The following is a 22,643-nucleotide window of genomic DNA, read 5'->3' as shown; positions in this document are numbered from 1 at the left end:
ACGCGCACCGATTGAGTATCGATGCGCGTTGGCTGCTTAGCTTTTTTCATTTGTCTACTTGACGGGGGTATGACCATATGCGCGGCTTTTGTTTTGTTGCTTTGTTGAATCGGCGGTCGACTAGCTCGGATTGTAGATATCCATGTCGTCCGTGGTGACGAAATCGATGTTCGTCGTGCCTTTGCCGTACATCGTTTGGTTCACGTTCAGAACCTCCAATGCCGGTGCTGCCCATTCTTTCTTTGCCGTTTGGTTTGCCATTGCGATAACCTCTCCTCTATTCTTGATTACCCCAACAAACAGTGGGAAATGGGGCTCTTCCCGCTTCCCGGAGGAAGTCTAATAATAGCATTCGAAGCCCGCGTCGAAATTGGGGTGGTCGCATGGAAGATTGCGCCAAAATTTTTGGAGAATCGTGGAGATCCGATGAATTATGCCGTCGGATTGCCGAAAATCGCGGTATTTCGTATGATGGGTTCATAGCAGGCGTCCTATTATATCAAATAGGTGGAGGGAAGATATGCGCAAAGTGCTGTTAACCGGCTTCGATCCGTTCGGCGGGGAAGCCGTCAATCCCGCATGGGAAGCGGTCAGCCGAATTCAACATCGGACATACGACGAATTCGAAGTGGAAGTCCGGCAAATTCCGACGGCGTTCAGGACTTCGTTGTCCGTGCTCCGGCAAGCCGTTCTGGTGGCGAAGCCGGATGTCGTGATCTGCGTCGGGCAAGCGGGGGGCCGAAGCGATATCGCGGTCGAACGCGTGGCCATCAACCTGGACGATGCCCGCATCGCGGACAACGAAGGGCATCAGCCGATCGACGAACCGATCGTCTTGGAAGGTCCGGCCGCGTATTGGTCGACCCTGCCGGTCAAGGCGATCGCCGCCCGGCTGCGCGAGGCCGGAATACCGGCCGCCGTCTCGCATACCGCGGGGACATTCGTATGCAATCATGTTTTCTACGGTCTGCAGCATATGCTTGCGACCGAGTTCCCGGCGGTCAGAGGCGGATTCGTTCATATCCCGTTCCTGCCGGCGCAGACCGTGGAGCGGCCGCATACGCCGAGCATGAGCCTGGACGTGATGGTGAGAGCCATCGAAATCGCCGCATGCGCAAGCGTGCAATATGATCGCGATATCAGCGCCGCCGAAGGTCAATTGCATTAGCTTCGTCTATGCGAAGCGGCAGTCGCCAACGAAAAGAGCAGACCACGACCATGGTCTGCTCTTTTCGTTGATGGCGCAATGAGCGCATCCATCGTCAGGCGCCGGTTAACGCTTGGATCGAAGTTCGGTCAGAAAGTACAGCAGCGCGAGAAGGGGAAAGAGCACGCCGATCCATGCGGATAGTGACCAGCCGCCATGCGCATAGGTTAACCCGCCAAGGAATGATCCGGCAGCCCCGCCCATGAAGAAGATGGCCATGAACAGGCCGTTCAGCCGTCCCCTCGTTTCGTTGCCCAAGGCATAGATCGCCCGTTGACTGACGACAAGGTTCCCGGAAACGGCCATGTCGAGGGTAATGGCCGTCACGAACAGCAGCACCAGCGAGAAGGTCGAATGGCCATGAAGTAACGCGATGACTAGAAACGACAAGGTCGCGAGCAGGATAGCGCCCATCGTCAACGGCCTGCTCCAGTCGCGGTCCGCCAATCTGCCCGCGATCGGCGCGGCGATCGCGCCGGCCACGCCGACGAAGGCGAACAACGCGATGCTTTGCTGGGACAGGCCGTATTCATCCGCCAAGTGCAGCGGCACCGTCGTCCAGAACAGGCTGAAGGCACCGAAGAGGCAGGCTTGGTAAAACGCGCGGCGTCTCAGAATCGGCGTTTGTTTGAATAGCGCTAGCAGGGAAGCCACGAGGCCGCCGTAGGACAAACTTTTATTCGGTCGTCGAACCGGCAGAACGCGCGCGAGCACGAGCGCCAGCAATGCCATTAGAACGGCCGAGACCACGAAAATCGTTTTCCAGCCCCAAAGGCCGGCAAGCAGGCTCGCGACCGGCCGGGCCAGCATGATGCCGAGGAGAAGACCGCTCATGACATTGCCTACCACGCGGCCGCGCTGCTCCTCGGTCGACAGGAAAGCGGCCAGCGGGACAAGAATCTGAGCGACCACGGAGCCCGACCCGATAAGCAGCGAGGCCGTCAGAAACATGGCGGATCCGGTGGAGAATGCGGCGCCCGCCAAGGCGAGGACGACGACGATGAGGGCGGTCACGACCAGGCGGCGGTTCTCCAGCATGTCGCTTAACGGCACGATAAACAGCAAGCCGATCACGTATCCGACCTGCGTGAGCGTGACGATAAGCCCCGCGGCTCCCGAAGGAAGCCCCAAGCCGGCGCTGATCGGGCCGACGAGCGTTTGGGAATAATACAGATTGGCGACGATGAGACCGCACGCGGCTGCCAAGAGCAGCATCATGCCGGTTGAAATGCTTTTCTTCTTGTCTGCGGCTGGCGTAGGCATGAATAATTCCCTCCTTAATTACTGAACGTTGTGTTCAGTTAATCCATTGGAGCCATCATATACTGAACGCCGCGTTTTGTAAATGGGAGGAATCCCTTTTTAATATCCATTAAAGCGAATATACTTATTCATATCGCGTTGAAAGGGGAGAAGCCCGATGCCTGCAAGAGGACGCCCGCGCAGTCCGGATGCCCAAAAAGCCATTCTGAAAGCCGCTTACGAGCTGCTGCTCGAAAGCGGCTTCGACGAGGTCACGGTCGAGAAGATCGCCGAACGCGCCGGCGTGGGCAAAGCGACGATTTACAAATGGTGGCCGAATAAGGCAGCCGTCGTCATGGACGGTTTTTTTTCGGCCGCGGCGGATCGGCTGCCCGTGCCGGATACGGGATCCGTTTACGAGGACGTGCTGATCCATGCGACGAACTTGACCGCATTCATGGTCGGTCCAGAAGGCAGGATCATCGCGGAATTGATCGGACAGGGCCAGTTGGATCCGGCCTTAATGCAAGCTTTCCGGATGCATTATATCCAGCCGAGAAGGTCGGAAGCCATGCTGCTGTTGAATCGGGGATCGCAGCGCGGGGAGCTGAAGGCGAATTTGAGCTTGGCTTTGGGCGTCGACCTGCTCTACGGTCCGTTGTTCTACCGCTTGCTCGTCACGGGCGAATCATTGGATCACGAAGGCGTGAAGGGAATCGTCGCGCTGGCCTTCAATGGATTGCGCGCTTAGCAGCCCGCCCGCAATGGCTGCCGGCGTGCAAGGACGCACGGGAACCGGCACCGTCATGGAGTCGGGTCCCCGCGTATCTTCGAAGCTTCGAAGATGGATCCGATCGCGGCGGACGCTGTTTGCGATTTCGAGTCCAAAGCGGACTATACCGTTTGCCTCGGGGCAACCGGCCAACGATCGGGGGAACGGCGCATATGCACCGATTGCCAATTGACAGAGCCGTTCCCCGATCCTATAATAAAGTCAATAAATTGACTATTGAGGTTGAGGCAATGACGAGTAATCAAGGCGAAGGACTAGAGATTATCGACAATGTTTTCCGGACAAATGTGTTATTGGAACGCATCGGGCACGGCTTGGCCTCGCAGGCCGGCTTGACCAGCCAGCACCAATGGTTTATTCTTCGCGCTCTTTCGGAAGCCGGCGATCAATCCTTCAAAGAATTGGGGAGCAACACGCTCGTGACCAAGCAAAACATGACGGGCATGGTGCAGCGGTTGAAACAAAATGGATTCGTCGCGACCTACGAGTCTCCGAAGGACAGGCGCGTCACCAAAGTCAGCATCACCGACGAAGGACGAAAAGCGCTGGCCGACGCCAATGCATTTTCCGTGCCGAAGCTCGAACGTACATTCAAAGGGTTTTCCGCGCATGAATTGACGTCGTTCGTCGGCTTGCTTGAAAGAATGATCGAAAACCTGAAAGAGATTTAAGGAAAAATTTTTAATCAATTAGTCAAGATCTTGATTGTCAGGATGTTTATCAATACAGGGGCTCAGGAGCTCCCGGAGTAGACGGAGATGCGACGTGAATAGAAACAAATTCATAACGAACAGCCAACTTTTATTCGGAAGATGGAATTACGGCATCGTCAACGAATTAATGAGCGGTCCGAAACGTTATTCGGAACTCAAGCGAACCCTGCCGATTACCGGCAAGATCTTGACCGGTCGGCTGCGTATGCTTGAGGGCGAGAACTTGATTCTGCGGCATATGTATCCGGAGATCCCGATGCGCGTGGAATACGCATTGACGGAAAAAGGGGAAGCGATGCGGCAAATGGTCGAAGCATTCGAACGGTGGTTTAGTCAATATATTGACTGTCATCGAATGGACGATGCTTAAACAGGCTTGAAAGGAGGTGACAAACATGAGCGAAATTAAGGGGAACGTTCCCTTCTATTTTAACGGCGATTTCGGGACCGGGGATACGATTAAAGGATGGGTTGCCGAATTCGATATCAACGCAGTGACCGGCCATCAGACGAATATCCGTAACGAAATCGCGTTTTATCAAGGCATATTCAGCGGAGAAGCGATAATCCGATTCGCATCCGAAGAAAAAATCCGCAGCGCTTACGAGGCATTGGCAGCCGGGGGCAAGATCGTCAAGCCATTGAGGGAGGTCCCCGCCGGCGGACTTTATGCGGCCGTAACGGATCGCAACGGCATCGAATGGAACCTGGAATATAACGGATGAGATGATGGGCATTATAAACGAACTTCCGAGGTTGGGAGCATCGAGAATGATATGGCATTGCAAAAAGCTGGCACCGATATGGGTGCCAGCTTTTTGCGATTGTTTTCATCCGCCGAACCTATTCATGCCGGCCGAGCTGCATCCTAGACCGGCTTGAGCAAGCCTTTAGATCACGACGCCGCCATCGACGTTGATGGTTGCGCCCGTGATAAAGCCGGCTTCGGGCGAAGCGAGATAAGCGGCCATGCTTGCGATTTCGGAGGGTTTGCCATACCGCCCCAGCGAGACCATGCCCGCGACGAGCGACGCGTAAGGACCTTCCGCCGGGTTCATGTCCGTATCGATCGGCCCCGGCTGAATCGTATTGACCGTCACGCCCTTCGGGGCCAGATCGCGGGCCAAACCGCGCGTCAACCCGGCCACTGCGGCTTTGGTCGCGGCGTAGGCGCTGTTTCCCGGGATCGGATTCCAATCGGCATTGATGCTGCCGATATTGATGACGCGTCCGCCGGCTGTCATCTGCGGACCCGCAGCTTGGATCGTGGCGAACACCGCCCTGAAATTCACGGCTACGAGCTGATCGAATTCTTCCATCGTCATCTGGTCGTAGGGCTTCACGTTCGCGATGCCGGCGTTGTTCACCACGATATCGATGTCGCCGAACGCGTCGATGGTTTCCGCGATGGCGCCCTTCACGGCGCCGACGTCGGCGCTGTCGGCACGAATGGCCAGCGCGACGCCGCCGGCTTCTTGAATTTCCCGCACCAATTCTTCCGCTTTGGTTTGCGCGCTGACATAGGTGAAGGCCACGGACGCGCCCTCGCTTGCGAACCTTCTTACGATTGCCGCCCCGATGCTGCGGGCTCCTCCGGTAACGAAGGCGACTTTTCCCGAGAGGGAATCGGATCTATCGTTCATCCTGCAAAACTCCCTTCAAAATAAATGAGATCACGAACCTTGATGTATTAATGTACATCTGTCTATAATTATATGTGAGTTCATTAATGCTGCAATTGTTAGATCGGCGCGATCTGTACATTACTGAACGCACGCGTTAAAATTGCCTATTATTTACGGAAAGTCCGGTGAGCCTACATTGTCCAAAGTGGATCGACGCATACTCAAAACGCAGGAAGCGGTCAAGAAAGCCGTTGTCGAGCTGATGGCCGAGAAAAATTTCGACGAAATTACGATTCAGGATATTTCCGATCGGGCCAACGTGAGCCGAGGGACGATCTATCTGCATTATTTGGATAAATACGATCTGCTCGATAAGCTGATCGAATCGCATTTCCAAGAGCTCCGCAATAAATGCACCGCTGGGGCAGGCGTCGATTATCTCGCCGGTTCGCCGGTCTGGACCGAATACTTCGAACGCCACTATCCCTTCTTCTCGACGATGCTGGCGAGCAAGGGAGCGCCTTATTTCCGGACTCGGTTTCTCGATTTTCTGGTCGAAGCGTTCGGGGGGGAGGCGGATGTCGCGCAAGGAAAAAACCAGGGGCTGCACGAAGCGGTGATCGTAAAGTTCGTTGCTTCGGCCTATGTAGGCGTCGTGGAATGGTGGTTCGCGAACGATAGACCGTTCCCGCATCAAGTGTTGGCCGAGCAGCTGGGTATCTTGCTGGAGCGGAATTTGTAAAGATCGAAGAAAGGCCGGGGGAAGGCCGAAGATATCAAGCGTTAATCGCCAAAGAAGCTGCCGATCGTTGCATCGGCAGCTTCTTTGCGTGCGTCGAGACGGATACGGCCGGCGTCCCGAACGCTCAGGTTCGCAGCTATCCGGGCGTCGAGCTTAACCGGATCGCGGCATAGTGGAGCTCCAGCATGTCCCAGAGCTTCCCCGCCATGACCTCCGGCGAGAGCGGCATTCGGTGTTTGATCCACCATTCCACGACGCCGACGTACGCGGAAGCCATGAACTGAACCGCGACCTCGTCCCGCGCTTCCCGGTTCGAAGCTTCGGTCAAGAGCCGTTCGATCAAGCCGTTTTGGACCATATGAATCAGTCGCTCCCGAAAGCAGGTGATTCCTTTGTCCGCCAGCATGGAGGAAAAGAACGCGTAATGCTCTTCGAAGTACCGGAACATCGGCAGCAGGGACCGCGCGATATCGGTGTCTTCCTCGCCCGGTCTCGATAACGTGCAGAACGTCGCCATCGCGTCCAAACGAGCCTGCATGCATTGATCGAGCAGATCGTACTTGTCCGCGAAATGCAAATAAATCGTCCCTCTATTAAGATCGGCCTTTTCCGAGATGTGGTTGATCGTGATATGCTCGAAGCTTTTCTCGGCCATCAGCGCGATCAACGCTTGATGGATGGCTTCCCGGGTCTTCTTGATTCTGCGATCCGATTTTGCCATGGCGCACGATCACCGTCCTTTGATAAACACTTTGCGATGCGGCGTTGATTAGTTAACAGTTCCCGGTCGATTAACGATTGAGATCCTGCCGGGACTCTCTATAATATAAATCAATACATGTTAATTAATCAACCGATGTTGATTTTGCTGTCGACAGCATGCGGACATGTGGATTGGCCCAGCAGTACAAAATGGAGAAAAGAGGCGAAAACGCATGAAAATCGAGGTGTGGTCGGATGTCATGTGCCCGCTCTGCTATATCGGCAAAACAAACCTGGAAGCAGCCCTGAATCGGTTCGCGCACAAGGATCAAGTCGAACTCGTCTACCGGCCGTTTCAGCTGTTCCCGGACGCCCCGAGCAACACCGGGCAAAATTATTACGAATGGACGGCCCGAATCCATGGCGGGGGAATGACCGCCGATTACGCGAGAGAAGCAAACGAATCGGTGGTCAAGATGGCCGGCGATGCAGGCCTTGCCTATAACCTCGACGACTTGATTCCGTCCAATACGACGGACGCGCTTCGCGTGGCCGTATATGCCCAATCACGGGGCAAAGCCGGAGCGTGGATGACCCGCGTGTCCAAAGCGTACTTCACCGATGCCATGGATATCGGCGACCGCGCCGTGCTTGCCGAGCTTGCGGGCGAGGTCGGCCTGCAAGCAGAGGAGGTGTCGGCGATGCTGGCCGGCGATCAAAACAAGGATATCGTCAAGCAAGAGCGGCAATACGGCTCGAGGCTGGGGATTGCCGGAACGCCGTTCTATATCATCAATGACCGGTATGCCGTATCCGGAGCAAGGACAAGCAGCGCATTCTTGGCTATCCTCGAACAGGCGTGGCGGGAGGAACATCCGCTGCAAATGCTGGACGCCGCCCCGAACGACGAATCGGGCGGCGGCTTATGCGGAGACGGCGTTTGCCGCATTTGACGGCAACGGCGAACGCAGTGGCAACGCGGCTATCTGTAAGCCCGTCGTTCTAAACGAAATCATCCATTCGATCAAAAGGAGATAACCTGCAAATGAATCCGAACCATAAACCAATCTTCGAACCCTTCACGCTCCCGTCCGGCGTCCGGCTCAAAAATCGCGTGTTCATGGCCCCGATGACCAACTCGTCCTCGCATCCGGACGGAAGCGCGTCGGAACAAGAAATTGCCTATTACCGGGCGCGCGCGGGCGGCGTCGGCGCCGTCGTCACGGGGAGCAGCCATGTATTGCCGGACGGCAAAGCGTTCGTGAACGAGCTCGGCGCGGATCACGACGCGTTGATCCCCGGACTCCGGCGGCTGTCGGCGGCGATCCGGCAGCAAGGAGCGAAGGCGATCTTGCAGCTGTTCCATGCGGGGCGGATGGCGCCGCCCGCGCTCATCGAGGGCAAGCAGCCGATCAGCGCGAGCGGCGTTGCCGCGGAACGTCCGGATTCCGCAGTGCCAAGGGAAATGACGGAAGACGAAATCGAGGCAACGATCCAAGCGTTCGGCGACGCGACGCGCAGGGCGATCGAAGCGGGTTTCGACGGCGTCGAAATTCACGGCGCGAACACGTTCCTGATACAGCAATTTTTCTCCCCGCATTCCAACCGTCGCGCCGATCGGTGGGGAGGCTCGCTCGAAGCCAGAATGGCATTCCCGCTTGCCGTCGTCGAACGCGTGAAACAAACGGTAGCGGGGCATGCGCACGCGCCCTTCATCGTCGGCTACCGGGTGTCGCCGGAGGAACGGGAGGAGCCGGGGATTGCCATGGCGGACACGCTTCGGTTGGTCGAAGCGCTGGCCGACCGGGGACTGGACTACGTTCATGTCTCCGTCAGGGGCTTCTGGGAAGGATCCATGCGGGACGAAGCGGATACGAGGTCGCGCGTGCTGCTTATTCAAGAGCAGGCCGGCCATCGCGTGCCCGTCATCGGCGTCGGCGGATTCTCTTCGGCGGAGGACGTAACCGAGGCGCTTGACGCCGGGGTAGCCTTTATATCATTGGCGCATGCCATCATCATGGAACCGAATTGGGTCGAGAAGGTACAGAACGGCCAAGCGCGCGAGATCCGGACCACGCTGCCGCGAACGGCTCAACGGGAGCTGGTCCTGCCGGATCCGCTCTGGAACATGCTCCTTGGCGTACCCGGTTGGTTCCCGGTCGAATAAGCTCCGTTGCGACACTGACCGTGCCGCATGCGCGTGCGTCCGTTGGCAGAGCGTTGAGATGACTGAAACAAAGCCGGCAGCGGATCACGCTTCCGGCTTTGTTTCGATTAAGAGGCCGCTTCGATCGCCATGCCTGTCCGCTAATGCTGTCGGGCAGGGAACCAGGCTGTTATGGCATTGCTTGGCGACAAACGAGCGTCCCGGTTCCGGTTCGGCGATTCGCCCGGCTGGATTAGGCTAGTGTCGCGGTTCGCCCGGCGGGCATACGATATCTCAAATGTAGTTCCTACAAGGAGGAAATGAGATCATGGCGTTCGCGTTCATTCAGCCGTCAGCTGATTTTTGGCATCGCGCCTTTCCAGGCGGCGGATTCCCCGGAGGCGGATTCCCGGGTGGTGGATTCCCGGGTGGTGGATTTCCGGGTAGCGGATTCCCCGGAGGTGGATTCCCCGGTGGCGGATTCCCGGGTGGTGGATTTCCGGGTGGCGGATTTCCGGGTGGCGGATTTCCCGGTGGCGGATTCCCGGGTGGTGGATTCCCGGGTGGCGGATTTCCGGGTGGCGGATTCCCCGGAGGCGGATTCCCGGGTGGTGGATTCCCCGGAGGAGGCTTCCCTGGGGGCGGGTTCCCCGGAGGCGGATTCCCGGGTGGTGGATTTCCGGGAGGCGGATTCCCGGGTGGCGGATTCCCCGGAGGAGGCTTCCCTGGGGGCGGGTTCCCCGGAGGCGGATTCCCGGGTGGTGGATTCCCCGGAGGCGGGTTCCCGGGTGGCGGATTTCCTGGGGGAGGTTTCCCTGGCGGCGGATTCCCCGGAATCGGCATTCCGCGAGACGACCATCCCGAACCCCGCGAACGCGAGATTTCCGCATCCGCCGGTTAATCGCGTCGAACATGGAGATATAGTACCGAGAAGTTTTCGAACAGCTTAAATTCTGCTGCCGGCATCAGCCGGCGGCATTTTGCCGTTCATTCGTATGCATAAGCCTGACGGAAGGTGGAAAGGAAGCCTTCGAACGAAGAGTCGACTCAGGACGGGATAACTGGAGATCCTTGCGCGCGAGCGCCGGGGTTTCTATTTTTTTTACGCGAAGCTAGCCGCTAGGCATCAGCCGTGATCGTACCGCCGTTCGATGACGAACTGGGACATGTCCGTGCGGAAAATGCTTTCGCTGTATTCGATCGGCGTGTTGTCCTGCAGGTAGGAAACGGTACGGATGTGAATGGAGGGGGAGCCCGGATCGATACGGAGCAGCATCGCGATCTCTTCGTCCGCGATGACCGGCTTCAGCGTGTCGACGGACCGGTCGATCTGGTGGCCGTACTTGTCCTTCAACAGCTTGAACAACGAACCGATTTCCTTCTCGTTCGACAGGCCCGGAGCCATGGACCAAGGCAGATAGATCGTCTCGTAGGCGACCGGCTGATCGTCCGCGAGGCGAAGCCGGACCAGCTTCGTGACGGGCGAGAGCTCGGGGATTTCCAGCAGCGATTGGAACGGGGCATGGGCGGGCACGACGGACGTCTCCAATAGTCGGCTCTCCGAACGGCGGCCCAACGTCTCCATAAGCTCGGAGAAATTGACGATCGGCGCGAGCATGTGGTGAACGATCTCCGATTTGGCGGCGGAAATGAACGTCCCCCGGCCTTGCACTTTATTGATGCGGCCTTCCAATTCCATCTGCTGCAGCGCCTGGCGGATCGTCGTGCGGCTTACGTTGTACAGCTTGCACAGCTCGTCCTCCGTCGGCAGCTGGTCTCCCGGCTGATAGTGACCGGACTTGATCGCGTCCAGCAGATGCTGTTTTACGGTGGCGTATTTGCTTGTCGACATGTCGTAACTCCTCAGTGGTCATTAATCGCAATCGATTCGTATCTTCGTATCGTAATAGAGACGAATTCATAATAACATGTCCATGGTATCTTCGGAAGCCGAGAATGCGCGGAAAACCAATGAATGCCAGAAAAATGTTGAAAAAATCGCCCGCGGCAGGTCTGGAAGCGTTCTGGAGGTTATCTGACCCCGAGCGCGAGGGCTGGAGATAGAAAAAAATGGATTGACGAATTGTAATAATGAATTTATATTAAATGATACATGTAATGACAAATCAGATAGACGATGGAGGCTTCGAGTCGATGAGAAAAGATCGGTTGAAAGTGGCGGTGATGGGCGGAGGATCTTCGTATACGCCCGAATTGATCGAGGGCTTTATCAAGCATCATCGCGAATTTCCCGTTCGGGATATCTATCTGGTCGATATCGAGGAGGGAAGAAGCAAGCTGGAGACGGTAGGCGCGCTAGCCAATCGGATGATCGGGAAAGCCGGCGTTCCGATTCGCGTCCATACGACGTTCAACCGCCGCGAAGCGATCGAGGGCGCGGATTTCGTCACGACCCAGATGCGCATCGGCATGCTGGACGCCCGTTCGCGGGACGAGAAGATCCCTCTGAAGTACGGGTTGATCGGCCAGGAAACGACGGGGGCCGGCGGGTTCGCCAAGGCGCTTCGGACGATCCCGGTCATCCTGGATATCGCCAAAGAGATGGAGGAGCTGGCGCCGGACGCCTTCATGATCAACTTTACGAACCCGGCGGGAATCGTGACGGAAGCCGTATTGAAGTACGCGAACATTCGCACGATGGGACTGTGCAACCTCCCGATCGGCATCAAGATGCAAATCGCGAAGTTATGCGGCGTCGACGTGTCCGAAGTGACGATTGAAATGGCGGGCATCAATCATTTGACCTGGACGACCCGCATCGCGGTAAGCGGCATCGATATTACGGCGGACGTGCTGAACAAAGCAGCCGGCGCAAGCGGCTTGACCATGAAGAATATCCCCGATTTCGGTTGGGACGCGGAGTTCTTGCGATCGTTGGGCGCGCTGCCCTGCAGCTATCATCGTTACTACTATATGAAGGATCTCGTGTTCGAAGAGATGAACAAGGCGTTTCTGGAGAAAGGAACGACGCGCGCCGACGACGTAAGACGCGTGGAGACCGAGCTGTTCGAGCTGTACAAGGACCCGAACCTGGCCGTCAAGCCGCCTCAGCTGCAGCAGCGCGGCGGGGCCTACTACTCCGAAGCGGCCGTTAACCTCATGACGTCCATCTATAACGACAAGAAGGATATCCAGACGGTCAACGTCCGGAACAACGGGATCCTGCCCTTTTTGCCGGACGAGGTATCGGTAGAGGTAAACTGCGTCATCGACGCCCAAGGAGCGCATCCGGTTCAGATCGGCACGCCGATCGCGCCTCAGATCAGAGGGCTGATGCAGGTCGTGAAAGCCTATGAAGAGCTGACCGTCAAAGCGGCGGCGGAAGGCGATTATTCGGCGGGCTTGCAAGCCTTGACGCTGCATCCGCTCATCGGCAGCGCGAAGCTCGCCAAACAAGTGCTGGACGAGATCATCGACGCGAACATACGTTACCTGCCGCAATTTCGATAAGCGGACGCCGACCGGCTTCGCAGCGATCGGCCATTACCGACCGCGAGCGGGAGCCGTCGGCAATTTGTCGCAGGCAGCCAACGCAAAGCGCGGCGAATAGAGCAGAGATGAAGTAACAACTATTTATGAAATCGTTTACATAATAATGAATTTGCATATTTACACCAAAGATTATAACCTTTATAATGAAACACATGATGTTAGATAGTCGAACATGAACGTATCATGAGAGGGAGGTGCTGCTAGAATCGGCAGGAAGACTGCCGCCAGGCCGCGATTGGATGAACCGGCAGGCCCTGCCCCGCACGGCAACGATCGAGAAACGGACGATAGGATTCGCTGAAGCCGCAGAGTTTTGGAGCAAGCTACCATTGACGATGCAAAGGGGATGAGACCCGATATGGCGAGTATGCGCTTTAGGAAGAAGACCGAATTGCGCGAAACGAAATATTTCTACTTTTTCATTTCTCCTTGGATCCTCGGATTGATTCTGTTCACGGGCGGCCCGATTCTGTTATCCGGCTACTACAGCTTCACGCGCTACGACATCGCCCACGACCCCGTTTTCATCGGCTTCGCCAACTACATAAACCTGTTTCAAAACGATCTCTTCTGGAAATCTTCCGGCGTTACCTTATATTACACGCTGGTCGGCGTGCCCGTCGGCCTCGCGGCCTCGCTCGTTCTGGCCATGCTGCTCAACGTCCGCGTGCCGGGGCAGCGCATCTTCAGCACCATCTTCTATCTGCCCTCGGTCGTTTCCGGCGTCGTGCTTTCCTTGCTGTGGGTCTGGCTGCTGGATCCCGACTTCGGCGTCGTGAACGTGCTGTACTACAACATCACCGGCATGACCGGGCCGCAGTGGCTGTCGAACGAGCACTGGGTCATTCCTTCCCTGATCATGATGTCCTTATGGACGCTGGGCAATAACGTGGTCATCTACCTGGCCGGCTTGAAGAGCGTCCCGCAGAACCTGTACGAAGCGGCCCAGATCGACGGCGCCTCGCGCTTCCGGCAAATGATCAACATTACGATCCCGATGATCTCGCCCGTCACGCTGTTTCTGCTGATCACCGGCATCATCGGATCGTTCCAGGTGTTCGTCCAGGCGGACGTCATGACCAAAGGCGGCCCTAACTACGCGTCTTACTTCTACGTGTACTACCTCTATCAGCAGGCATTCCGGTCGTTTAATCTCGGCTATGCTTCCGCGATGGCGTGGGTGTTGTTCATCTTCGTGGGCGTTCTGACCTGGCTCATGATGAAAGTATCCAGACGGTGGGTTCATTACGAAGGAGGCGGCGATTAACGATGACGACGCGCAAGATTTCGAGGAGCGGCTCCATATCCGCGGGAGAACGCACGGTCAAGATTCTGGCTTTCAGCATGCTTGTCATTTTGTCGGCGCTGATGATCCTGCCGCTCTACATCATGGTGTCCACCGCGCTCAAAACCCAGCAGGACGTTTTCTTGTTCCCCCCTAAGTGGATCCCCAGCCCGGCCGTCTGGCATAACTTCATCGACGCGATGCAAGCCAGGTCGTTCGGCCGCTATTTCTACAATACGACCTTGTATTCCGTAGTCGGCACGTTCGGCGAAGTGTTTTCATCGGCATTCGTCGCCTACGGCTTCTCCCGCTATCGGGGCATCGGCCGCAACGCGATGTTTCTGATCCTGCTCGCGACCATGATGATCCCCTACCCCGTGACGATGATCCCGCAGTTCGTGCTGTTCAAAAATTTGGGCTGGATCGATACGTATCTCCCGCTGAACGTGCCTTCCTTTCTCGGATCGGCCTACATCATTTTCCTCATGAGACAGTTCTTCAACACGGTGCCGGTCGATTTGTTCGAGGCGTCCAGGCTCGACGGCTGCAGCGAGCTTCGCACCTTCTGGAATATCGCGGTGCCCCTGTGCAGTCCCGCTCTGGCCAGCGCCGCCATCTTCGGATTCATGTACAGGTGGAACGATTACCTCGGCCCGCTGATCTATTTGAACACCGACTCCAAATTCACCGTTTCGATCGCGTTGTCTTCCTTCACCAGCATGTTCAATATCGTGCCGTGGCATCTGCTGATGGCCGCCGGGATCGTGGCGATCCTGCCTCCGACGATCATTTTCTTCCTGGCGCAGAAATATTTCGTCCAAGGCATCGTCGTGTCCGGACTGAAGTAGCAGGTTGCTTCGAAAGGGGGTGTTGCCGGCTTTGGGCTGAAGCTGCGTCGCAGGCAAATCGGGTTCACGATCATAGGTTAGGGGAGGGCTATACATGGCCAAGAAGTGGATGAGCATGGCAATCGTATTGTGCATCGGGGCGGTACTGGCGTTAAGCGGCTGCAGCTCGAATACGGGCAACGGCGGCAATGCCGATACGGGCAATGCGGGAGGCGCCAACGAGCCGGCGGGCGGCAACGGCAAGGACGACGGCAAGAAAGTCACGATCACCCTGCTGAACGCGCAGGACAACGGCATTCGCGACAAGTTTCTGCCGGACGTCGTGAAGAAGAAATTCGAAGCGGCCAATCCCAACATCAAACTCGAAATCATCAGCGTGCCGTACGATCAGTTCGACTCCAAGATGAACACGATGGTCGCGGGGGGAACGCCGCCGGATGTCTGGAGCCATTGGGGGCAGAGCGGGTTCGTCGACTACAACGTCCGCGATATGGTGCTGGATCTGACGCCCTACATGGCGACCTTCGACAATCCGAATATCTCGCAGTCCACGCTCGACATCTATAAGATCGACGGCAAACAAAAGGGCATCCCGCTCAATATCTACTCCAGCATGATCTTCTACAATAAAGAGCTGTTCGACAAAGCCGGCGTGACCGTACCGAACTACAAGCCGGGAGATCCCGCATGGACATGGGACAAATTCGTCGAGCTCGCGAAGTCGGTCAGCAAGGATTACGGCAAGCCGAGCGCCGTCTACGGCTTCACGTACGGCATGGGCGAGCATCTGCTGACGTACAGCTGGGATTGGGGCCTCGATGTCTTCGATCCGGCATATGCCACCGGTTTCCTGGACAAGGCGGATCTGACGGATCCCAAGCTCGTGGACGCGACGGCGTTTTTCCAGAACCTGATCTTCAAAGACAAGATCATGCCGACCAAAGCCGTCGAGGAATCGATCGGCAAGATCGGCGATCCGCTCCTGACGGGCAAGGTCGCGATGTCGCTCGTCGGCAGCTGGGTCATGGGCGGATTCAAAGACACGAACCTGAAGTTCGGGGTGCTTCCGCTCCCGACCGGGCCGGCCGGTACCTCCACGCCGTTCATCTATGCCGACCCGCTCATGATCTCGTCCAAATCCAAAAATCCGGACGCCGCCTGGAAGCTGGTGCAATTCATGACCAGTCCGGAGATGCAGCTGGAGATGACCAAGACGACCGGCTATCCGCCTTCGGACAGCGTCGCTTACGAGGAATGGTTCAAGCAGTACGCCGACCTGACGGATACCGCGTACCTGGAAGAGGTCAATACGGCCGCGATCGAGAAAGGCAAGGAATCGCCGAACCATCTCATCGCCGGCTACGGGGACATCACTTCGTTCATGCTGAACGAGCAGCAGGCGATCTTCAATAAAGAACAGGATCCCGCGGCCGTGCTGAAAGAGATGAATCCCAAGTTCCAAAAGCTGCTCGACGAGATCAAGCAGAAATCCGGCAAGTAACGCGAATCGCAATCATAAATTCGGGTAAGGTTTCGCGTGCGCGGAGGGCGGACCGGACTTTCCGGCCTTCCCGGCGCGCATTCGCGAACGCAACGCACGTAAGAGGAGCGTGAGCATAGATGAAGCTGTCCATCGGAGGGTATTCGTTCCATAACTCCAGGCAGGCGGGCATCATGGATATATTCGGGTATCTCGAGTCGGCGAAGTTCCGTTACCGGCTGGATGCCGTCGATCTGTGGAACGGTTTTTTCGCCAGCGGGAACGACGACGGACTCGTGATCCTGCCGGACGAGGATTATATTCGCAAGATTCGGAAGGCCGTCGACGACCGGGGGCTGACCGTCGCGAACATCGCGCTCGACGGCGTGCATCTCGTCGACCCGGACCCGGCGCGGCGCGAACGGCTGTACCGGAACGCGCTGCTTCATTTGCGCGCCTCCGAGATGCTTGGGGCCAAGACCGTTCGGATCGACATCTGCACGAACCAGACGGAGGAGATCGACGAGCGGGATTTCGACTATATCGTCAAGCGTTACCGGGAATATTGCGACAGGGGCGCGGAATTCGGCTATACGGTCGGTCCCGAGAATCACATGGGCGCGGCGCTGAATCCGCATCTGCTCAAGCGGATCGCCGAAGCGGTGGATCGCCCCAACTTCGGCATCCTGCTGCATTTGAAGCGCTGGAAGCCCGAGCATGCCGGCGGGGACGAGATCGTGGCGCCATGGACGGTGCATGCGCACGTCGACGCGAAGACCGTGATCGGCGGGGAAGCCGGCGTCTCGGTCCGGGCTTTGGAGCAGGCGGGCTACCGCGGTTATTGGGCGATCGAATACAATGCCGAGGCGAATCAGTACGAGGAAATCGAATGGATGCTGGCGGCTGTGAGAAGGCTGTTCTATCACAGGGCCGAATCCTGAGGGGGAGCGACTATGGAGACGGTCAAAATCGGGATCATCGGCGTCGGCCTGATCGGCAAGCATCATATCGAGCAATACGCGTCCATCGAAGGCGTCGAAATCGCGGCCGTATGCGATATCAATGAACAGGAAGCGCGCCGGGTGGCGGAGCAATACGGCATTCCGGGCGTATACGCCGATTACAGGGAGATGCTGCGCCGCGACGATGTGGCCGCCGTGGACGTGTGCTTGCACAACAACCTTCATGCGGTGGCGACGATCGCCGCGCTGCAGGCAGGGAAGCACGTCTATTGCGAGAAGCCCATCGCCGGCACTTACCGCGACGGCGAAGCCATGGCTAGCATGGCGAAGGCATGCGGCAAAATGCTGCACGTCCAGCTCGGCACGCTGTACCGCGACGAGACCAAGGCAGCCAAAACGCTGATCGACGCCGGTCGGCTCGGCCGGCTCTATCATGCCCGGTCTACCGGCTTCCGGCGGCGCGGGCGGCCGTTCGTCGACGGGTACGGCACCCGCTTCTTTACCCGGAAGGACACGGCGAGCGGCGGGGCTCTCCTCGACATGGGCGTGTATCATATCGCGCAGATGCTCTATCTGCTCGATATGCCGGAGGTGAAGCGAATATCCGGGTGCCTCTACCAGGAGATGGACATGGACCGCAAGCGCAGGGAAGAAAGCGCTTTCGACGTGGAGGAGTCCGCCATGGGCTTCGTCCGGTTCGAAGGCGGCGTCTCCATGGATATCATCGAAGCGTGGTCGCTGCATATGGGCGGCCTCGAAGGCAGCAGCATCGTCGGATCGCAGGGCGGCATCCGCCTGCCGGCGTATTCGGACATTCATTCCAAGTCGGGGTTCGGTTTCCACTCGACGATCGACGACATGGATTTCGACAGCACGCTCGACCTGGCCGCCATGCGCGAGCGCCGGCGCCGCCTGAACCCGGACGAGGACGCCTACGAGTCCTCCGCCAAGCATTGGGCAGCCGCGCTGCAGGGCAGAGTCAAACTGCTGCCTACCGCGGAGATCGCGCTCAAGACCATGCTCATCAGCGAGGGCATGTATCTATCCGCTCGACTGGACCGTGAAGTAACCGCCGAGGAAGTGGCGGAGCAATCGCCGACCACGATTCGGAGGGAGAGTTGAATCATGCCATTCGAACCGTTATATAACCCCTATCCGTCGCAGCGCATGACGACATACGGACGCAAAGGCATGGTCGCCACGTCCCAGCCGCTTGCCGCACAGGCCGGGCTCGACATGCTCAAGAAGGGCGGGAACGCCATCGACGCGGCGATCGCGGCGGCGGCCTGCCTGACGGTCGTCGAACCGAACTCGAACAGCATCGGGGGCGATACGTTCGCCATCGTGTGGGCCGAAGGGAAGCTGCACGGATTGAATGCGAGCGGACCGTCCCCCGCGGCGATCTCGCTCGAGCAAGTCAAAGCGCAGGGACTGGAGCGAATGCCGGCCTATGGCATGGTTCCGGTAACGGTGCCGGGCACGCCGGCTGCCTGGGCCGCGCTGTCCGAGCGGTTCGGCCGGCTTCCCTTGACGGACGTGCTGCAGCCGGCGATCGATTATGCGGAGCAGGGATTTCCGGTTTCTCCGACGATCGCGAGATATTGGGCCGACGGGTTCCGGAACATCGGCGATCTGCAGGACGACTTGTTCGAACCGTGGTTCGACACGTTCGCGCCCGAAGGCAGAGCGCCAGCCGCCGGGGAAATATGGCGCTCCGGGGCGCATGCGCGTACGCTTCGTTCGATCGCGGAGACGAAGGCGGAATCCTTCTACCGAGGCGAGCTGGCGGACCGGATCGATCTGCACTTCCGGGAGCGGGGCGGGTATCTCCGGAAATCGGACCTGGCGGCATACGAGCCCGAATGGGTAGAGCCGATTCACGTCGATTACAAGGGGTACGAGGTGTGGGAAATTCCGCCGAACGGCCAAGGACTGGTGGCGCTGATCGCGCTGAACATATTGAAGGGCTTCGATTTCGCGGCGAAGGATACGGTCGAGACGTACCACAAGCAGATCGAAGCGGTGAAGCTGGCCTTCGCGGACGGGCTAAAGTACATCACGGATCCGCGAGCGATGCGCGTCTCCGTAGAAGCGCTGCTATCGGACGCCTACGCCGACGAGCGAAGAGCCTTGATCGGGGAGCGGGCGCTTGTTCCCGAGCCGGGCGAACCGCCGAAGGGCGGGACGGTTTACTTGGCCGCGGCGGACGGCGAGGGCAACATGGTGTCGTTCATTCAAAGCCACGCGGGCGATTTCGGGGCCGGCGTCGTCATTCCCGGCACCGGGATTTGCATGCAGAATCGCGGCTCGGGCTTCTCCTTGGACCCGGAGCATCCGAATGTCCTGGCGCCGGGCAAGAAGACGTTCCACACGATCATTCCCGGCTTTCTGACCAAGAACGGCGTCCCCGTCGGTCCCTTCGGCGTCATGTGCGGTTCGATTCAGCCGCAAGCGCATGTGCAGATTCTGCTCAACACGATCGAATTCGGCTTGAACCCGCAGGCGGCCTTGGACGCGCCGAGATGGCGGTGGCTCCGGGAGAAGATCATCGAGGTCGAGCCCCAATTCCCGGATTATTTGGCCCAAGCGCTGGCCAGAAGGGGGCATACCGTGCAGCGGGCAGTCGATTCCGGGATGTTCGGCAGAGGACAGATCATCTGGCGGGATCCGGTCAGCGGCGTGCTGGCGGGGGGAACGGAACCGCGGGCGGACGGCGAAGTCGCCGCCTGGTAGCTCGCCGCAAGGGGAGCCATCCGCCTGCGGCCTCGGATCCTTGCCCGGAGAAGCAGGGCCGCGCCGGCAGCGCGACGCTGGCAAGAGGATGAAGTCTATGAAGAAGGAGACGGAGCATATGGCTTATATCATGGGCGTGGACGGAGGCAACAGCAAGACGTTCGCGGTGATCGCGGACGAAGAGGGCCGGCTGCTCGGGCGCGGGCTGGCGGGCTGCGGGAATCATCAGGTTCCGGGCATCGACGAAGCGATCGCGAATATACGGAAGTCCGCCATGATGGCGCTCGAGCAGGCCGGATTGAACGAAGCGGATATCGATTATGTGCAGTACGGATTGGCGGGTGCCGACCGGGAGAAGGATTTTCGGATTCTCCGCCCGGGCTTGGCGGGGCTGCCTTTTCCGAACTGGGACGTCGTATGCGATACGTACGAGGGATTGCGCGCGGGAACGCCGGATAACGTCGGCGTCGTGCTGATCTGCGGAAGCGGCACGAACGCGGCGGGGCGGAACCGGGAAGGGTTGACGGTCCAGACCGGCGGCTTCGGGCATTTGTTCGGCGACCGGACCGGCGGCGGCGATATGGCCAAGGAAACCTTCAGCCATGCGGTCCGCTCCTGGGATCTGCGGGAAGCTCCGTCGATCCTCCCGGATAAAGTGGCGAAGCATCTCGGTTTTGCCGACATGGGGCAGGTATTCGACCATTTCCTCGATCAGGATATCGAGCAGGTTCCCGGGAGCTTGACGATCGTGCTCCACGAAGCGGCGGACGAGGGCGACGAGCTGGCCATCCGGCTGCTTCGGCGGGCGGGCGAGGAGCTGGGCCGCGGCGCGAATTCGGTGATACGCCGACTGGGCGGCTTCCCCGGCGACGCGATTCGGATCGTAACGGTCGGCAGCGTCGTGCAGGAAGGCCGCAATCCGCATCTGCTGGCGGCCATGCGCGAGAAGATCGCGGAAGAGAACGAGCGCTTCGAATTCATCATCCCGAAAATGGCGCCCGTCTACGGGGCCGTCTTATTGGCCATGGACCGGCTGGGGATCCCGGCGACGGATACGATGCTCCGACGCTTCGAAGCGTACGGCGGATATCAAGCCTAACGGCGGATTCGGAACGCCGGACCCGAACATGCGGATACTATGAGCCTCCCGGAGCTGCGGATTTCATCTGCGGCTTCTTTTTTTGATCTCGCGGCCATGAAGGAAACAGAACGCTCGACAGAGAAAGAGTGGGGAATGCCGGGCAGCGGAATAAGCCGCGCCGCCACGGTCGATCGGCTGCGCGGTTCCGAACCGGCACGAGACCGCCATCCGGCGGCGGCGAAAGCCGGCCATAACAAGTTCGTCAGCAGGAAAGGATGGAGCAAACGTTCATGTCATCTTCTTCGTTGTCCGCCAAACACTCGCTGGGCTTCATTAAAACGTTCAACTTCTTCATCTACGGGGCGATCGCGATTTACAGCACGTTCTTCCCGCTGTATCTGAAGGAAACCGGCATGTCCAGCTTTACGATCGGCCTGCTGCTCGCCGGCGGTCCGTTCATCTCGCTGCTGGCCAACCCCTTCTGGGGCTATTGGAGCGACCGGCTCGAGAATGCCAGGCGGGTGCTGCTGATCCTGCTGATCGGCAATGCGGCGGTCATGCAAATCGTTTTCTCGGTCCAGGCGGGTTATCTGATTTTCGCGTTCATGCTGCTTTATTTCTTCTTCCAAACTCCGTTGTTCTCGCAAAGCAACAGCCTCATCTTGGACGTGGCCGAGCAGACGGGGAAGAAATTCGGCGCGTTCCGGTTGTGGGGGTCGCTCGGTTGGGCGGTCATGGCGGTAGCCACGGGGCCGGTGATCGAGCATCTGGCCATTCGAAGGCTGTGGATCGTGTACGGCTTGATGATGCTCGTCTCCATTGTTCTGGCCTTGCGGCTGCCCCGCGGAGGCGCGGCGAATAACCGGAAGGGCGCTCCGACCGGCTATGGTCAGATCTGGGCGAACAAGCCGTTCATGCTGTTCCTTGTCATCGGCGTTCTTATCTCGATTCCGAACTCGATGAACAATACGTTCGTTTCCATCTATATCTCCGATCTGGGAGGCAAAAACGCGCTCATCGGCTGGTCCGCTTTTCTCTCTTCGATTTTCGAGATCCCGGTCTACCTGCTGTTCGACCGTTATCTTCGGAAAAGCCAGCGCGCGATGATCCTATGTCTGGCGGTCGTAAGCCTGCTGTACGCGCTGCGCTGGTTTCTCATGTCGGTCGCGGCAACCCCGTATCAGATCATCTTCATTCAAGCGATGCACTGCCTGACGTTCGCGGGCTATTATTACGTCGGGACGCAGCTGACCGTCCTGCTCGTTCCGAAGGAATTTCGCGCTTCGGGTCAAGCGGTGTACGCGCTGAGCTGGGGAGGGGTATCCGGGATCGCGGCAGGCGTTACCGGCGGTTGGATCTTCCAGCATCTCGGCGCGCATGCGATGTACCGGATCAGCGCCGCGACGTCGCTGCTCGGCGTGGCGGGCTTCGCGCTCCTGTTCCTCTCGATTTGGCGAAGCGCCCGCAAGCATTCGAATGAACTGGAGTATGGAGGCCATAAGCGCGAAGAAGCGCAGCTGTGAAGCCGGATGCCGTTACCCCCGGATCCGATTTGAATTAATTCTATACTG

23 protein-coding genes are annotated in these 22,643 nt (G+C 58.3%); 18 read left to right on the top strand and 5 right to left on the bottom strand.

The window, feature by feature from the left end; all coding sequences use genetic code 11:
* Positions 1-120: 120 nt before the first annotated feature.
* On the bottom strand, positions 121-261 hold the full coding sequence (locus GT019_RS30310) for a paeninodin family lasso peptide (protein ID WP_161747195.1): 141 nt from the start codon (positions 259-261) through the stop codon (positions 121-123).
* 259 nt (positions 262-520) lie between these two features.
* Between GT019_RS30310 and pcp the strand changes: the two genes are divergently transcribed.
* Positions 521-1,168 (top strand): pyroglutamyl-peptidase I, encoded by a 648-nt coding sequence (pcp, locus tag GT019_RS30305; protein ID WP_161747194.1) that lies wholly within the window; start codon positions 521-523, stop codon positions 1,166-1,168.
* A gap of 105 nt (positions 1,169-1,273) precedes the next feature.
* On the opposite strand, the gene GT019_RS30300 is transcribed toward pcp, so the two are convergent.
* On the bottom strand, positions 1,274-2,470 hold the full coding sequence (locus tag GT019_RS30300; protein ID WP_161747193.1) for an MFS transporter: 1,197 nt from the start codon (positions 2,468-2,470) through the stop codon (positions 1,274-1,276).
* 157 nt (positions 2,471-2,627) lie between these two features.
* Between GT019_RS30300 and GT019_RS30295 the strand changes: the two genes are divergently transcribed.
* The 4 genes from GT019_RS30295 (at position 2,628) to GT019_RS30280 (ending at position 4,680) form a co-directional block, all read left to right on the top strand.
* Complete coding sequence (locus tag GT019_RS30295; protein WP_161747192.1) at positions 2,628-3,200, top strand: TetR/AcrR family transcriptional regulator; 573 nt, start codon at positions 2,628-2,630, stop codon at positions 3,198-3,200.
* Between the two features lie 194 nt (positions 3,201-3,394).
* The gene (locus GT019_RS30290; RefSeq protein WP_161747191.1) at positions 3,395-3,913 is read left to right on the top strand and encodes a MarR family winged helix-turn-helix transcriptional regulator; all 519 of its coding nucleotides are present in this window, start codon (positions 3,395-3,397) and stop codon (positions 3,911-3,913) included.
* Between the two features lie 94 nt (positions 3,914-4,007).
* Entirely contained in the window at positions 4,008-4,325 is a 318-nt protein-coding gene (locus GT019_RS32360) for a winged helix-turn-helix transcriptional regulator (protein WP_328804076.1), read from the top strand.
* A gap of 25 nt (positions 4,326-4,350) precedes the next feature.
* Complete coding sequence (locus tag GT019_RS30280) at positions 4,351-4,680, top strand: VOC family protein (RefSeq protein ID WP_161747189.1); 330 nt, start codon at positions 4,351-4,353, stop codon at positions 4,678-4,680.
* 165 nt (positions 4,681-4,845) lie between these two features.
* Here GT019_RS30280 and GT019_RS30275 read toward each other — a convergent pair whose 3' ends face one another.
* On the bottom strand, positions 4,846-5,598 hold the full coding sequence (locus GT019_RS30275; RefSeq protein ID WP_161747188.1) for a 3-oxoacyl-ACP reductase family protein: 753 nt from the start codon (positions 5,596-5,598) through the stop codon (positions 4,846-4,848).
* 178 nt (positions 5,599-5,776) lie between these two features.
* Between GT019_RS30275 and GT019_RS30270 the strand changes: the two genes are divergently transcribed.
* Complete coding sequence (locus tag GT019_RS30270) at positions 5,777-6,322, top strand: TetR/AcrR family transcriptional regulator (RefSeq protein ID WP_161747187.1); 546 nt, start codon at positions 5,777-5,779, stop codon at positions 6,320-6,322.
* A gap of 136 nt (positions 6,323-6,458) precedes the next feature.
* Here the strand turns inward: GT019_RS30270 and GT019_RS30265 are convergent, their stop codons facing one another.
* A complete protein-coding gene (locus GT019_RS30265; protein WP_161747186.1) occupies positions 6,459-7,043 on the bottom strand; it encodes a TetR/AcrR family transcriptional regulator in 585 nt (194 codons plus the stop codon).
* Between the two features lie 214 nt (positions 7,044-7,257).
* Here GT019_RS30265 and GT019_RS30260 point away from each other — a divergent pair, with 214 nt between their 5' ends.
* From GT019_RS30260 to GT019_RS30250, 3 genes are all read left to right on the top strand, one after another.
* A complete protein-coding gene (locus GT019_RS30260; protein ID WP_161747185.1) occupies positions 7,258-7,977 on the top strand; it encodes a DsbA family oxidoreductase in 720 nt (239 codons plus the stop codon).
* Between the two features lie 92 nt (positions 7,978-8,069).
* Complete coding sequence (locus GT019_RS30255) at positions 8,070-9,191, top strand: NADH-dependent flavin oxidoreductase (RefSeq protein WP_161747184.1); 1,122 nt, start codon at positions 8,070-8,072, stop codon at positions 9,189-9,191.
* Between the two features lie 299 nt (positions 9,192-9,490).
* A complete protein-coding gene (locus tag GT019_RS30250; RefSeq protein ID WP_161747183.1) occupies positions 9,491-10,120 on the top strand; it encodes a hypothetical protein in 630 nt (209 codons plus the stop codon).
* Positions 10,121-10,296: 176 nt separating this feature from the next.
* Here GT019_RS30250 and GT019_RS30245 read toward each other — a convergent pair whose 3' ends face one another.
* Positions 10,297-11,022, bottom strand: coding sequence for a GntR family transcriptional regulator (locus GT019_RS30245; RefSeq protein WP_161747182.1), 726 nt, complete (start codon positions 11,020-11,022; stop codon positions 10,297-10,299).
* A gap of 302 nt (positions 11,023-11,324) precedes the next feature.
* Here GT019_RS30245 and GT019_RS30240 point away from each other — a divergent pair, with 302 nt between their 5' ends.
* The 9 genes from GT019_RS30240 (at position 11,325) to GT019_RS30200 (ending at position 22,595) form a co-directional block, all read left to right on the top strand.
* Entirely contained in the window at positions 11,325-12,641 is a 1,317-nt protein-coding gene (locus tag GT019_RS30240; protein WP_161747181.1) for a 6-phospho-beta-glucosidase, read from the top strand.
* 433 nt (positions 12,642-13,074) lie between these two features.
* Positions 13,075-13,950, top strand: coding sequence for a carbohydrate ABC transporter permease (locus GT019_RS30235; RefSeq protein ID WP_235949603.1), 876 nt, complete (start codon positions 13,075-13,077; stop codon positions 13,948-13,950).
* A gap of 2 nt (positions 13,951-13,952) precedes the next feature.
* Entirely contained in the window at positions 13,953-14,816 is an 864-nt protein-coding gene (locus tag GT019_RS30230; RefSeq protein WP_161747179.1) for a carbohydrate ABC transporter permease, read from the top strand.
* A gap of 94 nt (positions 14,817-14,910) precedes the next feature.
* Positions 14,911-16,317, top strand: coding sequence for an ABC transporter substrate-binding protein (locus GT019_RS30225; RefSeq protein WP_161747178.1), 1,407 nt, complete (start codon positions 14,911-14,913; stop codon positions 16,315-16,317).
* 119 nt (positions 16,318-16,436) lie between these two features.
* Complete coding sequence (locus tag GT019_RS30220) at positions 16,437-17,237, top strand: sugar phosphate isomerase/epimerase family protein (RefSeq protein WP_161747177.1); 801 nt, start codon at positions 16,437-16,439, stop codon at positions 17,235-17,237.
* A gap of 12 nt (positions 17,238-17,249) precedes the next feature.
* Complete coding sequence (locus GT019_RS30215) at positions 17,250-18,380, top strand: Gfo/Idh/MocA family protein (RefSeq protein WP_161747176.1); 1,131 nt, start codon at positions 17,250-17,252, stop codon at positions 18,378-18,380.
* Positions 18,381-18,383: 3 nt separating this feature from the next.
* Positions 18,384-19,991, top strand: coding sequence for a gamma-glutamyltransferase family protein (locus tag GT019_RS30210; RefSeq protein WP_201755653.1), 1,608 nt, complete (start codon positions 18,384-18,386; stop codon positions 19,989-19,991).
* A 97-nt stretch (positions 19,992-20,088) separates the two neighbouring features.
* Complete coding sequence (locus tag GT019_RS30205; protein WP_235949602.1) at positions 20,089-21,090, top strand: N-acetylglucosamine kinase; 1,002 nt, start codon at positions 20,089-20,091, stop codon at positions 21,088-21,090.
* 272 nt (positions 21,091-21,362) lie between these two features.
* On the top strand, positions 21,363-22,595 hold the full coding sequence (locus GT019_RS30200) for an MFS transporter (RefSeq protein WP_161747175.1): 1,233 nt from the start codon (positions 21,363-21,365) through the stop codon (positions 22,593-22,595).
* Positions 22,596-22,643 lie beyond the last annotated feature (48 nt).

The sequence above is a fragment of the Paenibacillus glycinis genome (genome assembly GCF_009909185.1).
GTDB classification, from domain to species: Bacteria; Bacillota; Bacilli; order Paenibacillales; family Paenibacillaceae; genus Paenibacillus_Z; species Paenibacillus_Z glycinis.
This window is presented reverse-complemented; position numbering and strand designations above follow the sequence as displayed.

What these genes read in the sequence shown, in the direction of transcription:
- GT019_RS30290 (WP_161747191.1), top strand. Translation starts at nt 3,395, where the DNA reads ATGCACCGATTGCCAATTGACAGAGCCGTTCCCCGATCCTATAATAAA.
- GT019_RS30225 (WP_161747178.1), top strand. Translation starts at nt 14,911, where the DNA reads ATGGCCAAGAAGTGGATGAGCATGGCAATCGTATTGTGCATCGGGGCG.
- pcp (WP_161747194.1), top strand. Translation starts at nt 521, where the DNA reads ATGCGCAAAGTGCTGTTAACCGGCTTCGATCCGTTCGGCGGGGAAGCC.
- GT019_RS30200 (WP_161747175.1), top strand. Translation starts at nt 21,363, where the DNA reads ATGTCATCTTCTTCGTTGTCCGCCAAACACTCGCTGGGCTTCATTAAA.
- GT019_RS30220 (WP_161747177.1), top strand. Translation starts at nt 16,437, where the DNA reads ATGAAGCTGTCCATCGGAGGGTATTCGTTCCATAACTCCAGGCAGGCG.
- GT019_RS30280 (WP_161747189.1), top strand. Translation starts at nt 4,351, where the DNA reads ATGAGCGAAATTAAGGGGAACGTTCCCTTCTATTTTAACGGCGATTTC.
- GT019_RS30250 (WP_161747183.1), top strand. Translation starts at nt 9,491, where the DNA reads ATGAGATCATGGCGTTCGCGTTCATTCAGCCGTCAGCTGATTTTTGGC.
- GT019_RS30295 (WP_161747192.1), top strand. Translation starts at nt 2,628, where the DNA reads ATGCCTGCAAGAGGACGCCCGCGCAGTCCGGATGCCCAAAAAGCCATT.
- GT019_RS30245 (WP_161747182.1), bottom strand. Translation starts at nt 11,022, where the DNA reads ATGTCGACAAGCAAATACGCCACCGTAAAACAGCATCTGCTGGACGCG.
- GT019_RS30210 (WP_201755653.1), top strand. Translation starts at nt 18,384, where the DNA reads ATGCCATTCGAACCGTTATATAACCCCTATCCGTCGCAGCGCATGACG.
- GT019_RS30240 (WP_161747181.1), top strand. Translation starts at nt 11,325, where the DNA reads ATGAGAAAAGATCGGTTGAAAGTGGCGGTGATGGGCGGAGGATCTTCG.
- GT019_RS30255 (WP_161747184.1), top strand. Translation starts at nt 8,070, where the DNA reads ATGAATCCGAACCATAAACCAATCTTCGAACCCTTCACGCTCCCGTCC.
- GT019_RS30215 (WP_161747176.1), top strand. Translation starts at nt 17,250, where the DNA reads ATGGAGACGGTCAAAATCGGGATCATCGGCGTCGGCCTGATCGGCAAG.
- GT019_RS30265 (WP_161747186.1), bottom strand. Translation starts at nt 7,043, where the DNA reads ATGGCAAAATCGGATCGCAGAATCAAGAAGACCCGGGAAGCCATCCAT.
- GT019_RS30260 (WP_161747185.1), top strand. Translation starts at nt 7,258, where the DNA reads ATGAAAATCGAGGTGTGGTCGGATGTCATGTGCCCGCTCTGCTATATC.
- GT019_RS30230 (WP_161747179.1), top strand. Translation starts at nt 13,953, where the DNA reads ATGACGACGCGCAAGATTTCGAGGAGCGGCTCCATATCCGCGGGAGAA.
- GT019_RS30205 (WP_235949602.1), top strand. Translation starts at nt 20,089, where the DNA reads ATGAAGAAGGAGACGGAGCATATGGCTTATATCATGGGCGTGGACGGA.
- GT019_RS30300 (WP_161747193.1), bottom strand. Translation starts at nt 2,470, where the DNA reads ATGCCTACGCCAGCCGCAGACAAGAAGAAAAGCATTTCAACCGGCATG.
- GT019_RS30275 (WP_161747188.1), bottom strand. Translation starts at nt 5,598, where the DNA reads ATGAACGATAGATCCGATTCCCTCTCGGGAAAAGTCGCCTTCGTTACC.
- GT019_RS30310 (WP_161747195.1), bottom strand. Translation starts at nt 261, where the DNA reads ATGGCAAACCAAACGGCAAAGAAAGAATGGGCAGCACCGGCATTGGAG.